Annotated in this window: 14 protein-coding genes; all 14 read right to left on the reverse strand. The window is 68.5% G+C overall.

Annotated features, from left to right (window positions below; translation table 11 throughout):
- Positions 1-38: 38 nt before the first annotated feature.
- The 14 genes from EDC34_RS08815 to flgB all read right to left on the reverse strand — a co-directional run bounded on the left by EDC34_RS08815 (position 39) and on the right by flgB (position 15,061).
- Positions 39-920, reverse strand: coding sequence for a flagellin N-terminal helical domain-containing protein (locus tag EDC34_RS08815; RefSeq protein ID WP_114960422.1), 882 nt, complete (start codon positions 918-920; stop codon positions 39-41).
- Between the two features lie 259 nt (positions 921-1,179).
- On the reverse strand, positions 1,180-2,163 hold the full coding sequence (locus EDC34_RS08820; RefSeq protein WP_132982872.1) for a hypothetical protein: 984 nt from the start codon (positions 2,161-2,163) through the stop codon (positions 1,180-1,182).
- 12 nt (positions 2,164-2,175) lie between these two features.
- Positions 2,176-4,635, reverse strand: a complete 2,460-nt coding sequence (locus EDC34_RS08825; protein WP_132982873.1) for an HAD family hydrolase — start codon at positions 4,633-4,635, stop codon at positions 2,176-2,178.
- 95 nt (positions 4,636-4,730) lie between these two features.
- Positions 4,731-5,939, reverse strand: a complete 1,209-nt coding sequence (gene flgL / locus EDC34_RS08830) for a flagellar hook-associated protein FlgL (RefSeq protein WP_114960425.1) — start codon at positions 5,937-5,939, stop codon at positions 4,731-4,733.
- 13 nt (positions 5,940-5,952) lie between these two features.
- Positions 5,953-7,833, reverse strand: a complete 1,881-nt coding sequence (gene flgK, locus EDC34_RS08835) for a flagellar hook-associated protein FlgK (protein ID WP_114960426.1) — start codon at positions 7,831-7,833, stop codon at positions 5,953-5,955.
- 3 nt (positions 7,834-7,836) lie between these two features.
- A complete protein-coding gene (flgJ, locus tag EDC34_RS08840; protein WP_114960427.1) occupies positions 7,837-8,838 on the reverse strand; it encodes a flagellar assembly peptidoglycan hydrolase FlgJ in 1,002 nt (333 codons plus the stop codon).
- 29 nt (positions 8,839-8,867) lie between these two features.
- The gene (locus EDC34_RS08845) at positions 8,868-9,971 is read right to left on the reverse strand and encodes a flagellar basal body P-ring protein FlgI (RefSeq protein ID WP_114960428.1); all 1,104 of its coding nucleotides are present in this window, start codon (positions 9,969-9,971) and stop codon (positions 8,868-8,870) included.
- A gap of 11 nt (positions 9,972-9,982) precedes the next feature.
- On the reverse strand, positions 9,983-10,702 hold the full coding sequence (locus tag EDC34_RS08850; RefSeq protein ID WP_114960429.1) for a flagellar basal body L-ring protein FlgH: 720 nt from the start codon (positions 10,700-10,702) through the stop codon (positions 9,983-9,985).
- Positions 10,703-10,710: 8 nt separating this feature from the next.
- Complete coding sequence (gene flgG / locus EDC34_RS08855) at positions 10,711-11,496, reverse strand: flagellar basal-body rod protein FlgG (protein ID WP_114960430.1); 786 nt, start codon at positions 11,494-11,496, stop codon at positions 10,711-10,713.
- Between the two features lie 43 nt (positions 11,497-11,539).
- Entirely contained in the window at positions 11,540-12,289 is a 750-nt protein-coding gene (locus EDC34_RS08860; RefSeq protein ID WP_114960431.1) for a flagellar basal body rod protein FlgF, read from the reverse strand.
- Positions 12,290-12,334: 45 nt separating this feature from the next.
- Positions 12,335-13,546, reverse strand: coding sequence for a flagellar hook protein FlgE (gene flgE / locus EDC34_RS08865; protein ID WP_114960432.1), 1,212 nt, complete (start codon positions 13,544-13,546; stop codon positions 12,335-12,337).
- Between the two features lie 36 nt (positions 13,547-13,582).
- Positions 13,583-14,260, reverse strand: coding sequence for a flagellar hook assembly protein FlgD (locus EDC34_RS08870; RefSeq protein WP_114960433.1), 678 nt, complete (start codon positions 14,258-14,260; stop codon positions 13,583-13,585).
- A 2-nt stretch (positions 14,261-14,262) separates the two neighbouring features.
- A complete protein-coding gene (gene flgC / locus EDC34_RS08875) occupies positions 14,263-14,670 on the reverse strand; it encodes a flagellar basal body rod protein FlgC (protein WP_114960434.1) in 408 nt (135 codons plus the stop codon).
- Between the two features lie 13 nt (positions 14,671-14,683).
- Positions 14,684-15,061, reverse strand: a complete 378-nt coding sequence (gene flgB, locus EDC34_RS08880; RefSeq protein ID WP_165921023.1) for a flagellar basal body rod protein FlgB — start codon at positions 15,059-15,061, stop codon at positions 14,684-14,686.
- Between the last annotated feature and the right edge of the window lie 158 nt (positions 15,062-15,219).

Consider the following 15,219-nt stretch of genomic DNA (forward strand, 5'->3'; position numbering starts at 1 on the left):
CCCTTGCGGGCTCCCCGACGGGTGGAGCGGCTGCGGGATCAGCGCAGCAGACTGAGCACGCTCTGCGGAGCCTGGTTGGCCTGGGCCAGCATGGCGGTACCGGCCTGGGTCAGGATCTGCGTGCGGGTCAGGGCGGCGGTTTCCGCGGCGAAGTCGGTATCCATGATCCGGCTGCGGGCGGCGGAGGTGTTCTCCACCGTGATCTGCAGATTGCCGATCACCGAGTCGAAGCGGTTCTGGGCCGCACCATAGGTGGCGCGTTCGGCGTTGATCTTGTCCAGCGCCACGTCGATGTCCTTGATCGCGTTGGTCGAATTGGTGGCGTCGGTGCCCGAGATCGCGGAAGCAGTGGTGATGGTCTTGATCACGTCGTTGGCCGCGCTGCTGCTGGTCAGGGCGCCACTGGCGGCGGCGGTGCCGCCCGACAGCTGGTTACGCGCCACCGAGACCACGTCGTTGGCGGTGGTGCCGGCGCCGACCTGGAAGCTGAACGAGCTGGAGCCGGTGAACAGCGAGGTGCCGTTGAAGGTGGTGCCGCCGACCACGCGGGCGATTTCGTCCTGCAGCTGCTTGAACTCGGCATTCAGGTTGTCGCGGTCGCTGGAGCTGTTGGTGGCGTTTGCCGACTGCACCGCCAGCTCGCGCATGCGCTGCAGGGAGTCGCCGATCTTGCCCAGCGCGCCTTCCGCGGTCTGCGCCAGCGAAATGCCGTCGTTGGCGTTGCGGATGGCGACATTGTTGCCGCGGATCTGGGCGTTCATGCGCTCGGCGATCGCCAGGCCGGCGGCGTCGTCCTTGGCGCTGTTCACGCGCAGGCCCGACGACAGGCGCTGGATCGTGGTGGCCTGGGCCATGCTGCTGGTGTAGAGGTTGCGCTGAGCATTCAGCGACATGATGTTGGTGTTGACGCTATTAGCCATGATGCTGTCTCCTGGACTGGTGGCCGGCGGGCGGAGCCACGGCCGGTGGGGCCGCAGAAGGTTGCCGTCAATGTGGCCTCGTCCTCTGCTGGGCTAGGTAACGGCCCTTCCCACAAGGCCTTGAGGAGAATTTCCGGAAGTGCGAATTACGGCGCAGAAATAAAAAATTTTCTGTGTAGCCCCTAAAGAAACAGCACTTCCGGCAGACAGGGCTTGGCAGCCGATGGCCACAGCGCCGAATAGCGGTTGAAAAGCAGTGCTAGGTGCCCTGTCTGCCTAGCGCCAGCCAGGCCGCATGCTCCTCCAGCATTCCGAGCGGGTCGTAGCCGAGATCCAGCATCGTGTCCATGATGCCCGGGATGCCTAGGATGTTCTTTGCCTGCTGTCGATCGATCAAGTGGCCCCAGCGTTCGATGGGCTGCGATCGCGGCGCTTCGCTCGCACCGAAGAAGGAGAGTTTCTCCATCGAAACCGGGCGTTCGTGGTCAGGGACCACACGCAGATGGCCCTGCTTGTCGAACTCTTCACGGATAGCGTAAGCGCTGGGGTTCCCGCCAATGCAGTGCAGCGGCTTTGGTTCGAAGATGTTGTGCGGACGATCCGAGACGAACCATGCGGCGCGGGACAGCCATTTGTCCATGTTGGACACGAAATCCTCGTGCCGGATGAGCAGACTGGGTGGGGCGAGCACGGATACCGTCCTCAGTGCGTGTCGGTAGATATTCCGCCAGCCTTCCGCCGACTGATAGATGTTGGTGTTTCCGGCGCGGAATTGACTGGCGGCGAAGGCCCAGACCGAGCGCGTCACCACGATCACGCGGGTGGGCAGCACGTCGAGCAGGCCGCGAGCGTTCAGGTACCAGAGCCAATCGACATTCTTCGAGCCGTCCACGACGAACGGCTCGTTGAAGCGCGACAGGACTTCCAGGTAGGCATCGATCGTGACCGACTCCGGATCCCCGAGCGGCTGCGGATCCAGCGGATAGATCGGGCAATCATACGGGTCATGCGTGATGCAGATCGCGCAGCGCGAGCGGTAGTGATTGCTCTCGCGATGAAGGGGAAAGGCGAAGCGGTGCATGTTGTCGATCTCGCCCGCGTACGCGATTCCCTGGATATCGTTCAAGCTTTGCCCAAGCAGGGAAGAACCCGAGAATGGGCTCCCCAGCAGCAGCGTGACCGATTTCAGGGAAGTGGACGGCAGGCCCGCACTTGCCTGCCCGGCTGGATTTTCGTTGGACACGTTGAAAGTTCCTCAGGCGTTTTCCGGATGCGACGCGTGGAGCTGGGACTCGCCGTGACTCAATGGGCGCAGGACCAGGTCCAGCACCATTTTGTCGTCACCGCTGACAAGCCCCGCTGGAAGCATCATCAGGGACGTGGGGGAGGCGCACTGAAGGAGTCCGTCGCCATGGTCCGTGATGCCATCCAGAAGCAGGTAGGGGCGCACGTCGATGCTTGCATCGTATTCGGCCTGCAGGTGGAGTTCCCCAGCACGCAGGACACGGGCCTCGAGCAACTGCAGCCAGCGGAAGCGTTCGCCCAGCAACAAGCCCACGTCCGCATCGCCCTCGCCGATCGGGACATGCAGGCGATAGCAGCCGTCATACGTGGCGTATGCCGCCAGGCTCAGGCGGCCGACCTCGTTCCCCCTCAGGAGCAGAACCGATACCGGCTCCTCCCGGAACGACCAGTCCCGCGCGCTGAAGGCCAAGCCGAAGCGATAGGTGGACATCATCGCCAGGGTCAGCTCGATCCCGGCATGCCGCAATTCATGCGGGGTGTTGATGCGAGATCCTTCGCCCTGGCGGGAGGAGTAGAAAATCCCATGGCGGCGAAGCTCCTGCAGGCTGCGCTCGGTGTCGTGCAGGCGGATGACCCGGTCGGTCCCGAGGTTGAGTTCCAGGGCGAACTGGTCGTAATGGGCCAGTTCCTGCCTGTCCGGGAAAAACACCATGCGTGAGAATTCGGCCAGCGCGGCGTCGCGAAGGGAATCGACCGCAGGGCGAGCCCCGCCCGCCTCGTAGTGGGCTTCTGCCTGGCGGATGAAGTCCAACGCATGCTCCTGGATCCGCCGGACGCGCTCGGTCTGGCGCTTAGTGGTCGCTCCCTGGGACAGGATGGGCGCGCCCTGTTCGGTGTAATCGATCACCGACCCGGTGCTGGTCGTGCACAGGTTTTCCAGCAGGGAGACGAACGGGAGCAGAGTGTCGATGGTGCGGGCATCGAATTTCGATGCGTCGATCATGCCGCAGCGTCCGCCGTTGGCGTCGCCCGCCTGGGGCGTGCACATGAAATACCAGCCAAGGAGTTCGACACCCCATTCCTCATGCATGACCGGTGCAAGTACCCGCTGCGCCGTACCAACGTAGCCCAGGTCCACGAATGCGAGGGTATCGCCCCGTTCCAGTCCCCCCAATTCGCGATCCAGGTATTTGCGCAACCTCGCGCGATAGCACGCGGAGCGCTCGGTGATCTTCGCCACCATGCGTGGATGCAGCACGCGCCTGTTGAATTCCGTCTGCGGCGACGGATGCCCCTGCAGGGCCTCGAGAATGCGATCGCCTTCCTCGCCTTGTAGGCCAAGCTGCTTCAGCATTGCCGCATACTCGCCGGAAGTGGCGAACAGGGCGAGGTAACGCTCGATGTCGCCTGCGTCGCGGAACGAAGCGGCAAACGCAGCGAAGCGGGAGATGTAGACAGGGCGGCCATCCGTCTGTCCGGAAAGCGCTTCGTAGGCGGCATGCGGCAGGTAGCCGTCGCGCAGCAGGAACGCCAGCTTGACGCGCTTTCCAAGCGATTGCTGCGCCTCCCGATGCGCCAGAAGCCAGCTTGCGAAGGCGTGCATCAATGGACCGAGGGTGGCGATGCCGATGCTGCGGTCCGCGTCATCCCCGTCCAGGGCAAGGCCTGCGATCACCGGATGGTAGCCAGCGGGGGCACCCCGCTCGGAGCGAATGCTCGGTTCGAGCAGACGAAGCGCAGTCGCGGCGAACTGCCTGCGAGACTCGAGCATTTCCGGTAGGTGCTGTAGATGGAGGCAAGCAATCCCGGCGGCCCGCGCCGGGAACACATCCGCAAGCGGGTTGTCGCCAACGTGGAGCATGCGCGCCACGGGCAAGTTCAGGCGACTTGCTAGCAGCGGGAAAAGGCCGTCTGCCTTCGATTTCCCGTATTCGCATGAAACGCAGACCCGATGGATCGCGGCATAGGCATCCGCGGGCAGGCAGGCAGCGAGGAGCCTACGCAGCAAAGGTTCGGGCAGATAGGTGTCGGACACGACCATGACCTGCACGCCGCGCGCCGCTGCCGCGCGCAACAGCGCAACGGCCTGGGGCATGGCATGGCACGCCTGCTCCTCTGCCTGCAGTTCGACTTCCTGGAGCGATTTCATCATCTCGGGCGCCAGGTCATCGCAGGCGGCCCGGTAGATGTCCTCGAGCGTGACTTCGTGGCTGCCCCGTCGCAACTGGGCCAGGCTGCGTGCCTGCATCTCCGCCCGAATCCGGAGCCTGGCATCCAGGCCGACGGCTTTCCATGCCGGTTGCTGCTGCATGTCGTAGAACACGTCTGCCGGATGTGCGGTCTTCCGCCACAAGATGGTGTCGAAGCAATCCAGGGACAGGAGTTTCACGCGCGGGAAGCGATCCAGTGCGGAGCCGAGATCACTGACGCGGAGGGTGTCCTCGGGAGCAAGGCCTGCGGGTGCTGTCATCGTCATATCGGCTCGCTGGAAAGACGTGATCGTCCTTCTGCAAACCATATGCCAATGTCGCGCCTGCCGGCGGGCGGCATGCGCCGTCGAGCGCCTCAGAGCTTGTCGAACAGCGAGCTGCTCTGCAGGCGGGCCATCATCCGCTGGGCGGCGTCGAGGGCGGTCATGTTGTACTGCAGCTTGCTGATGGCGTCGGCCAGGTCGGTGTCGCGCAGGCCGGAGAGCATCTCGGTCATGGCCACGTTGCTGGCGCTGCGCATGGCGTCGGCGCTGTCGAGGTTGCTCATGCGGATGCCGGTCTCGGCGCGGATGTCCAGCAGGTGCTGCTGCGCCCCGGCGAGGTCTTCCTGCCCGGCGCGCAGTGCGTTGGCGCGCCGCGCGACATCGGCGGCGCTGTTGCCGGGCTGGTCGAGTGCGTCGGCCAGGTTCTTCAGGGTGGCGAAGATGTCCTGGCTGGGCGAGCGTTCCACGGTGAAGCTGTCGCCCGCGGCCGGGGTGCCGCTGACCACGAACTGCACGCCCTGCGCGCTGATCGGCTGGCCGGGGGTGAAGCTGCCCGCGACCGGCGGTGACAGCGGGTTGCCACTGCCGTCCACCACTTCGTAATTGCCGGCGCTGGGGAAGCGCAGCTGCAGGGTGGAGCCATTCCAGGTGGTGCTGCTGGTGATCTGGGCGGATTCCAGCACGCCGCTGCCGGTATTGCCGGCGGCGGCGCGGGCGCGGCTGATGCCGTCGCCGGTGGGGATGTTCATGAACACCCGGCTGCCGGCATCGGTATCGGCCAGTGCGGTATCGGGCGCCACGTCCACCAGGTTCTGGCCGTCGTTGCCGAGGTAGCTGACGTTGCCGGCACCGCTGGTGAACGGCTTGACCCCGTCCTGGGTGCCCGCGAACAGCTGGCGGCCGCGGCCATCGTCGCGATTGGCGATCTGCAGCATGCTCTCGCGCAGGCCGCGCAGCTCGACCACGATGGCGTGGCGGTCGCTGTCGCTGAGTGCGCCGTTGCCGGCCTGCACCGCCAGCTCGCGGGCGCGCTGCAGCAGGTCGCCGGCATCGGCCAGCGCGCCTTCCTGCTGGCGCAGGCGGTCGCCCAGCAGGGTGCTGTTGCGGTCGAACTGGCCGAGCGACGCCAGCGCGTGGTCGAGGTGCTGGACGTCGGCGATCCCGGTGGGGTCGTCGGCGCCGCGGGTGAGCTTCACCCCGGAGGCGATCTGCTGCTGGTACTTGCTGATCTCGCCCTGGCGCATGCGCATCATCGAGAGCGCGTCGTACTGCATCTGGGCGGTGGAAAGGCGCATCGTCATCGCGGTGTCCTCGTCAGCGGCGCACGACCGAGAGCAGGGTCTGGAACAGGGTGTCGGCGGTGGCGATCACCTGCGCGGCGGCCTGGTAGGCCTGCTGGTAGCGCAGCATGTCGGCCGCTTCCTCGTCCAGGTTCACGCCGCTGAGCGACTCGCGCTCGGCGTTCACCTGGTCGTCGATCGCCTGCTGCGCCTGCAGCGACAGCTGGGCGTGGCTGGCCTCGCCGCCGGCGCGGCTGGCCAGGCGGGTGACGCCGGTGGTCAGGGCGGTGGTGCCGCCGTCCAGCACGCCGCGGGTGTCCAGCGCGGCCAGCTGGCGGGCGTTGGCGTTGTCGGACGAGCGCGGGCCGGTGCGGCCGAGGGTGAAGGAATCGCCGGCCGCCGGCGTGCCCGAGAGGGTCAGGCTCCAGCCATTGCCGGCGATCGCGCTGCCCGGCACGTAGGTGTAGGGGCCGTTGCCGTCGATCGTGTAGTGGGTGGCATCGATGAAATCGAGGGTGGCGCCGGTGAAGCCGGCGAACTGCGCGGCGTCGGTGATCGCGGAGGACGCGACCTTGGCATCGCCCAGGTTGGCGGGGTCGGCGCTGCTGGTCAGTGGCGCGGCGGTGGCGATCCCGGCCGGGTCCCTGATCGCCACCTGCAGGCTGCCGGCGGCGCCGTCGGTGGGGCTCACCAGGAAGCGGTCGCCGGCGGCGGCGCCAGGGCTGGCGACGATCGCCATGCCGCCGACCTTGAACGGATCGGCCGCAGTGCCGGTGCCGGTCATCGCCACCGCCTCGCCGGTGTCGGCGCGCTGCGCGCTCCAGTTGCTGCCATCGAAGCGCAGGATGAGGTTCTGCCCGGTCAGCGCGCCGACGTCGTCGATGCTCGCGGACAGCCCGCCGCTGCCGGTATTGCCGGCGTTGGCGGCCACCTGCGGCGGGGCCAGGGTGAACAGGTTGGCGCCCGGATTGCCGTTGTAGTCGATGCCGGCGTTCTGGATCGCATTGGCGCTCTGCGCGAAGGCGGCGGCCATGCGCCCCAGCTCGGCCCGCATCGGGTCGAGGATCCGGCTGCGGAACTCCAGCAGGCCGCCCAGCTCACCGCTGACCGTGCCTTCCGGCAGGCGCATCGCGCCGGTGGGGGTTTGCAGCGCCAGTTGCAGGCGATCCGGGCGATAGGGGTCCTGGGTGGTGGCCAGGCTGCTGGCGCGCACGCCCAGCACCAGCGGCTGGCCGCCGGTGGTGAACACGTTCATCGCGCCGTCGTCCTGGATCACGGTCTGCGCGCCGACCAGCTTGGACAGGTCGCGCACGCGCTGGTCGCGCGCATCCAGCAGGTCGGAGGAGACGTTGCCGCCGGCGGAGATGATGTTGCGGTTGAGGTCGGCGATCTCGCTGGCCAGCCGGTTGGCATCGGCGATCTTGCTGGTCATGCTGCGATCGACGTCGTCGTCCATCTTCGCCAACTGGCCGTCCACGCTGCGGAAGCGGGTGGCCAGCTGGTCGGCCGAGGCCAGCAGCTGGCTGCGCGCCGGGTTCGAGGTGGGGTCGGCCACCACGCCCTTGGCGGCGTTGAAGAAGCTGGACCACGGATCGACCAGCGAAGTGGCCGAATCCGACATCAGCCCGTCCACCCGCGAGGCCAGCTGCGAGAGCTGGTCCAGCCGGCCGAGCTCGCCGGCGCTGTCGTTCTGGCGGGCGAACACCAGGCCGTCGGCCAGGCGGGTCAACTGCTTCACGTCCACGCCCTGGCCGATGCTGAGCATCGCGCTGGCGCCCGGGCGCGCCTGCAGTTCCACCCGCTGGCGGGTGTAGCCGGGGGTGGCGGCATTGGCGACGTTGTGGCTGACCGTGGACAGCGCGCGCTGGTAGGCGAGCAGGGCCGAGGTGCCGGTGCCGAGGATGCCGGATGTCATGGGTTATCCCTCCAGCCCGTCGAGGGCACGGCGCATGGTGGCACCATCGGCGATGGCCGCGATCTTGGCCGCATAGGCCGGGTCGGTGGCGTAGCCGGCGCGCTGCAGGGCGCTGGCGAATTGATGGACGCTGCCGCCGCTGGCGCGTGCCGCGGCATAGCGCGGGCCCTGCAGCAGACGGGTGTAGTCGGCGAAGCTGTCGGCCGCGCTGCGGTAGCTGCGGAAGCGTGCGCGGGTGGTGACGCGGGTGCCATCCACGTATTCGTGGGTGGGCGCTTCCACCTGGTCGCCGCGCCAGCCGCCGCCGGCCTTGATGCCGAACAGGTTGTGGGAGGTGGCCTGGCCGTTCTTGCCGGCCAGCCGCCGGCCCCAGCCGGTTTCCAGCGCGGCCTGCGCGACCAGTGCCTTCGGCGGCACCCCCAGTTCGGCCGCGGCTTTCTGCGCGTGCGGCCAGACCGAGCGCACGAACGCCTCGGGGCTGCTGCAGTCCAGCGGGGCGTTCTCATCGCAGGTCTTGTTGGCGGCGGCCAGCAGGGGCGGGCGCGCCGGCAGCGCCATCGCCGGCAGCGAGGCGCCGCTGCTGGCGGGGGCCAGTGTCAAGGAATCACCTGTCAAGGAATTGCCGCGCAGGCCGGCCGGCAAGGGCAGCCCGGACGGTGTGTCGGCCGGTGCCAGCGGGAGCGGCCGGGCCGCCGGGTTCAGCGGCAGGAATCCGGTCGGCGTGGACGGGGCGGCCTCGGCCTGGGTGCCGGCCAGCTGGCGCACGATCATCGGCTGCAGGCCCAGCCCGCGGCCCTTGGTCAGCTCCTGCGCCAGCGCCTGGTCGTACATCTCGCGGTAGGTGGTGTCGCCACCGAACGGGTCGCCCGGGGTGGTGCTGCGCAGGTTCTTGATCAGCATCTGCGCGAACTGGCTCTCCAGCCCGCGGGCCGCTTCCTCCACGCGCGCGCGCTCCGGCGTCTGGGAGCGCTGGAGCGGGATCGGGGTGGCGGCGGGCAGGCGCATGTCAGTCGTCAAGCAATCGGCGTGCCATGTCAGATCACTTCCAGCTCGGCGCGCAGCGCGCCGGCCTGCTTGAGGGCTTCCAGGATGGCCACGATGTCGCCCGGGGCGGCGCCGACCGCGTTCACCGCACGCACGATTTCCTCCAGCGAGGTGCCGCCCTTGAACAGCACCATGTGGTTGGTCTCGGTGGTGGCGCTGATGGTGGACTGCGGCACCGCCACGGTCTGGCCCTGGCTGAAGGGGCCGGGCTGGCTCACCTGGGTGGCTTCGTTGATGGTGACCGTGAGCGAGCCATGCGCCACCGCGGCCGGCAGCACCGTCACCTGGCCGCCCATCACCACGGTGCCGGAGCGCGCGTTCACGATGACCTTGGCGGCGGCCGCGCCCGGGGTCACTTCCAGCGATTCCAGCGCGGACAGGAAGGCGATGCGGTCGCCCGGCGGCGGGGTGACTTCGATGGTCACGCCGTCCAGCGCGCGCGCGCGGCCGGGACCGAAAGCGCGGTCGATGGCGGCCACGATACGCGCGGCGGTGGTGAAGTCGGCCTCGTGCAGGTTGAGGGTGACGTTGCCGTTGCTCGCCGAGGCTGGGGCCGGGCGTTCGACAATCGCGCCGGACGGGATGCGGCCGCCGTTGGGCGCATTCACCGAGATCTTGGAGCCGTCGCGGCCGGCCGCGCCGAACCCGCTGACGATCAGGTTGCCCTGTGCGATCGCGTACACCTCGCCGTCGGCGCCCTTGAGCTGGGTCATCAGCAGGGTGCCGCCGCGCAGGGAGCCAGCGTTGCCGATCGAGGACACGGTGACGTCGATCGGCTGGCCCGGCTTGGCGAACGCCGGCAGCTCCGCGTTCACCGCCACCGCGGCCACGTTCTTCAGCTGCGGGTTCACGCCGGGCGGGATGGTGGCGCCCAGCTGCTCCAGCATGGTCTTCAGGCTCTGCACGGTGAACGGCGTCTGGCTGGTGCGGTCGCCGCTGCCGTCCAGGCCGACCACCAGGCCGTAGCCGATCAGCGGGTTGCCGCGCACCCCGGCGACCTGCGCCAAATCCTTGACGCGTTCGGCGCGGGCCGGGGCGGGCGCCAGCAGCAGCGTGCACAGCAGGGCGGCAAGCGCGGTCAGGGTGCGGTTCATGGTCACGGCCTTCAGAACGGAGCCAGGGCGGAGTTGAAGAAGCGGCCCAGCCAGCCCATCGCGTTGGAACGCGCGAGGGTGCCGCGCCCGCCGTAGACGATGCGCGCGTCGCCCACGCGGTCGGAGGTCACCCGGTTGTCGGGACCGATATCGGCGCGACGCACGATGCCTTGAACCTGCACCAGCTCGTCGCCCTGGTTCAGGCGCAGCTGCTTGTCGCCGCGCACCAGCAGGTTGCCGTTGCCGAGGTCCTGCACCACCTGCACCGTGAGCTGGCCGTCCAGCTTGTTGCTCTGCGCGCTGTCGCCGTTGCCGCTGAAGCTGCGGTCGCCGCCCAGCGAGGCCGACAGCCCCGGCAGCACGGCGTTGCCGAGGGTCGGCACGCTCATGCTGGTGGCGCTCTTCTTGGCCACCGCGGTCTTGGCCTGGGTGGAGGCGGTGGTGCTTTCCACCAGCACGATGGTGAGCAGGTCGCCCACGTCGCTGGCCTTGTTGTCCTGGAACAGGCGCAGGCCCTTACCGCTACGCGCGGCGTAGATCGAGCCGCCGCCGTCGCCGGCCTGCGGCACGGCCGGGGCGGCAACCGGCGCCTGCGCCACCGGATACGGCTGCGGCGCGTCGAACGGGCGCACGTCGCCCTGCAGGCGGTTGATGCCGGCGCAGGCCGACAGCGCCAGCGGCAGGGCGATGGCGAACGCGGCAAGGCGGGTGGAGGCGGGGAGGGCAGGCATGGCGCGGCTCACACATTGTTGTTCAGGTAGCCCAGCATCTGGTCGGTGGTGGAGATCGCCTTGGCGTTGGTTTCGTAGGCGCGCTGGGTTTCGATCATGCTCACCAGCTCTTCCACCACGTTGACGTTGGAGCCCTCCAGCGAGCCCTGCACCAGGCGGCCGAGGCCACCGGTGCCGGGGCCGCCGGTCTGGGCCGGGCCGCTGGCGCCGGTCTCGGCGTACAGGTTCTCGCCCAGCGACTGCAGGCCGGCCGGATTGACGAAGTCGGCCAGGGTGAGGGCGCCGATCTGCACCGGCTGCGCCTGCCCGGCAAGCTGCACGCTGACCGTGCCGTCGGCGCCGATGGTGATGCTCTGCGCGCCTTCCGGCAGCTGCAGGCCGGGCTGCACGGGATAGCCCTCGTTGGTCACCACCTCGCCCTGTGCATTGATCTGGAAGCTGCCGTCGCGGGTATAGGCGGACGTGCCGTCCGGCATCAGCACCTCGAAGAAGCCGCGGCCGTTGATGGCCACGTCCAGCGCGTTGCCGGTCTGGTTCAGCGCGCCTTGGGCGAACTGCTTGGCGGTCGCGGCAACGCGCACGCCGGTGCCGACCTGCAGGCCAGTGGGCAACTGGGTCTGCTCGGAGGTCGCGCCGCCCGGCTGGCGCAGGGTCTGGTACAGCAGGTCCTCGAAGCTGGCGCGGTCGCGCTTGAAGCCGGTGGTGTTGGTATTGGCGAGATTGTTGGAAATCACCGCCATCTTGGTCTGTTGGGCGTCGAGGCCGGTCTTGGCGATCCACAGGGCCTGGGTCATGGCAGTGTCCTCGGGAAACGGGTGCGGAAGCGGGCGGGAAGGCTCAGGTCAGCGACACGATGGAGCTGGTGGCGCGGGCGTTCTCGTCCGCACGGTGCAAGAGCTGTACCTGCATGTCGAACTGGCGCGACAGCGCGATCATCGACACCAGCTGGCCGGCCACGTCCACGTTGCTGGATTCCAGGGCGCCGCTGGTCAGCGCCGCGCCGGTGGCGGGCGGGGGCGGCTGCGCGCCCGGCAGCGGCCGCATCAGGCCATCGTCGCCGCGCTGCAATTCGGTGGTCTTGGCGGCCACCACCTGCAGGCGGCCGGCCTCGGCCATGGTCGAGGCCGGCTGGCCCTGCGGGACGATCGAGATCGTGCCGTCCTGGCCGATCTCCAGCGCCTGGTAGGCCGGGATCGAGACCGGCGCACCGTCGGCCCCCAGCACCGGCTGGCCGCGGGCGGTCATCAGCATGCCGTTGGCGTTCAGGGTGAGATCGCCCGCGCGGGTGTAGGCAGTGCCGCCACTGGCATCCTGGACCGCCAGCCAGCGCTCGGGCTTCAGCGCCACGTCCAGCGGGTTGCCGGTGTTGCGGATCGCGCCGGCGCGGGCATCCACGCCCAGGGTGCGCGCGGTCGCGGCCACCCGCGTGGGCAGGCCGGGGCCGGTCACCGGCACGGCCACGGTGGCGTCCAGGGTGGCCTGGAAGCCGGTGCTGTCCACGTTGGCAAGGTTCTGCGCCACCGTGGCCTGCCCGCGCAACATGGCGCTGGCTCCGGTCATGGCGACGTACAGGGCGCGATCGGTCATGGCGGTCTCCCGCCGCCCCGGCCCTGGCCGGGGCGGGACAGTTCATCAGCGGATGTTGATCACCGTCTGCGCGATCTGGTCCTGGGTCTGGATCATCTGCGCATTGGCCTGGAAGTTGCGCTGGGCGGTGATCATGTTCACCAGCTGCTCGGTCAGGTCCACGTTGGAGGCTTCCAGCCCGCCGCCCTGGATCATGCCGAAATCCGACGAGCCGGCCTGGCCGCGCAGCGGCTGCCCGGAGTTGTAGGTTTCGGCCCAGGCGTTGTCACCGAGCGACTGCAGGCCCTGCGGGTTGGGGAAATTGGTCAGCGCCACCTGGCCCAGCGGCTGCGCCACGCCGTTGGTGTAGCGGGCCGAGACCACGCCCTCGGGCGAGATGTCGATGCCGGTGATGCGCCCGGTGGCATGCCCGTCCTGGGTCTGGGTCTGGATGCTGAAGGCATTGCCGTACTGGGTGGAGTTGCCCAGGTCCAGGGTGATGTTCAGCGGCGCCGAACCGTTGGCCGGGGTGAACGGCGGCAGGGTGATCTGCGCCGGCGAGGTGAGGGCGCCCGCGTTGGAATACTGCAGGGTCTGCGCCGCGCCCACCGCGGTGCCGTCGATATAGGTGTACAGCTGCCACTCGTTGGGGTTGGCGGTCTTGACGTAGTACTGCGCCTGGGTATGCGCCGCGCCCAGCGAGTCATAGATGGTGATCGAGGTGGTCTGGTTGTAGGTGGTCGGGTCGTTCGGGTCGAACGGCGAGGCGGTCGGCGCGGAGGCCGCGGCCGGCAGGTTGGTCTCGATCGTGACCTTGCTGGTGGCGGCCGGCGGCGCATCGCCACTGGGGACGCGCAGGTCGCTCATGCGGCCGGTATCGAAGCCGCCGGCGACGTTCGGTGCGAACACCTGCAGGCGCTGGCCGGCCGGATTGACGATGTAGCCGTCGCGGTCGGTGCCGAAGTTGCCGGCGCGCGAATACACGATGTTGCCTTTGTCCGACAGGGTGAAGAAGCCCTGGCCGGAGATCGCCATGTCCAGCGCGCGCCCGGTGAAGTCGATGTTGCCCTGGCTGAACTGTTGTGCCACCGCCGCCAGCCGCACGCCGGCGCCGATCGCGTTCTGCGACAGGCCATAGGTGGAAACCGCGAACACGTCCGCGAACTCGGCGCGCGAGCTCTTGAAGCCGGTGGTGTTGACGTTGGCGATGTTGTGGGCGGTGACTTCCAGGTCGGAACTGGCGGCGTTCATGCCGCTGATGGAGATGCGAAAGCTCATGGTGATGCGCTCCTGATGTGGGAAAACCGGCCGCGGTCAACCGATGCGACGGACGGAGGACAAGGGGTAGCCACCGAGGCCGGCGAGGTTGAGCACCAGCCCCTGGGGTTCGATCGATACGCTGTCGATGCGCGCGGCCAGCCGGACCGCCAGCGCCTCGGTGTCCTTGCCACTGCCGGCGGTGGCGCGGAAGGTGAACTGGCCGGCCGGGACGGCGTTGCCGCTGTCGTCCTTGCCATCCCAGGTGAATTTGGTGGCGCCCGCGTCCTTGGCATCGACGTTGAGTCGGCGTACCACGCTGCCGCTGGCATCCACGATCTCCAACTGCACCGGCCCGGCGCGATTGGCGACGATCTCGCCGCTGGCACCCACGCCGCTGCCCAGTTGCACCTTGTCCACGTCCACCAGGGCGTCGTGGCCCACCAGCGCCGCGGCGCGCAGGGACTGGTCGTTCTCCATCACGGTGGCCATGGCGCCCATGGCCTGCTGCATGTTCTCGATCCCCTGCACGGTGGAGAACTGCGCCAGCTGGCCCAGGAACTCGGCGCCCTTGAGCGGGTTCAGCGGGTCCTGGTTCTTCATCTGCACGGTCATCAGGCGCAGGAAATCGGCCTGGCCCATGCCGCCGGTGGAGGCGTTCTTGGAGGTCGCGTTCGGCAGCGCGTACTGGGAGTACAGGCTGTCGCTGGAGGCGGTGGAACCGACGGTGCTCATGTTCAGCGGCCCATGTTGAGGGTGGCGACGGCCAGTTCCTTGGCACTGTTGAAGACTTCGACGTTGGCCTGGTAGCTGCGCGAGGCAGAGATCATGTCCACCATCTGCGCCACCGGATCCACGTCGGGGGCGTACACGTAGCCCTGCGCATCGGCCAGCGGATTGCCGGGGTCGTAGCGCTTGACCGCCTCGGCCGTGCTCTCGCGCACCTCGGTGACGCGCACGCCGGCCAAGGCCTGGTTGTTGGGGATGGCCTCGGCGGCGAACACCGGTTGCTTGGCGCGGTAGGCGCCTTCCGGGGTGCCGGCCACGGTATTGGCATTGGCCAGGTTGCTGGCCACCGTGTTCAGACGCACCGACTGCGCCTGCATGGCCGAGCCGGCGACGTCGAAGATCGGGAGATTGCTCATGGCGCGCCTCCGCTTACTGGCCGGTGATCGCGGTCAGCATGGTCTTGACCTTGGATTCGACGAACGACATCGACGCGCGGTACTCCAGCGCCGCCTGCGAGAACGCGGCCTGCTCGCGCGAGGTGTCCACGGTGTTGCCGTCCAGGCTGGGCTGGGCGCTGGGGCGGGCGTAGCGGGCCAGGTTGGCCGCACCCTGGTAGGGGTCTTCGCCACTGGCGCCGGCCGCCGGGGACAGCGCCGCCTGCAGCGCGGTGTTGAAGTCCATGTCCTGCGCCTGGAAGCCGGGGGTATCGGCATTGGCCAGGTTGGAGGCGAGCACCTGCAGCCGCTGTTCCCGCAGGATCAGCGCGGTGCCGTGGATACCGAGGAAATCACTCATGCGACCCTCCAGGGGGTTGTTCGCATGAGGTCGATGCAAATGGCGTGCCGATTGCCGCGACGGTATTCCGTGACTGCCGCGGGTGGCCACCAGAAAGCCCCCTCCGGGCGCCTTGCAAGCACCGCGCCGCAGCGGGCGTCAGGGTGAATCAGTAATATCTATTCAAGTAA

It is taken from the genome of Thermomonas haemolytica (assembly GCF_004346265.1).
Lineage (GTDB): Bacteria > Pseudomonadota > Gammaproteobacteria > Xanthomonadales > Xanthomonadaceae > Thermomonas > Thermomonas haemolytica.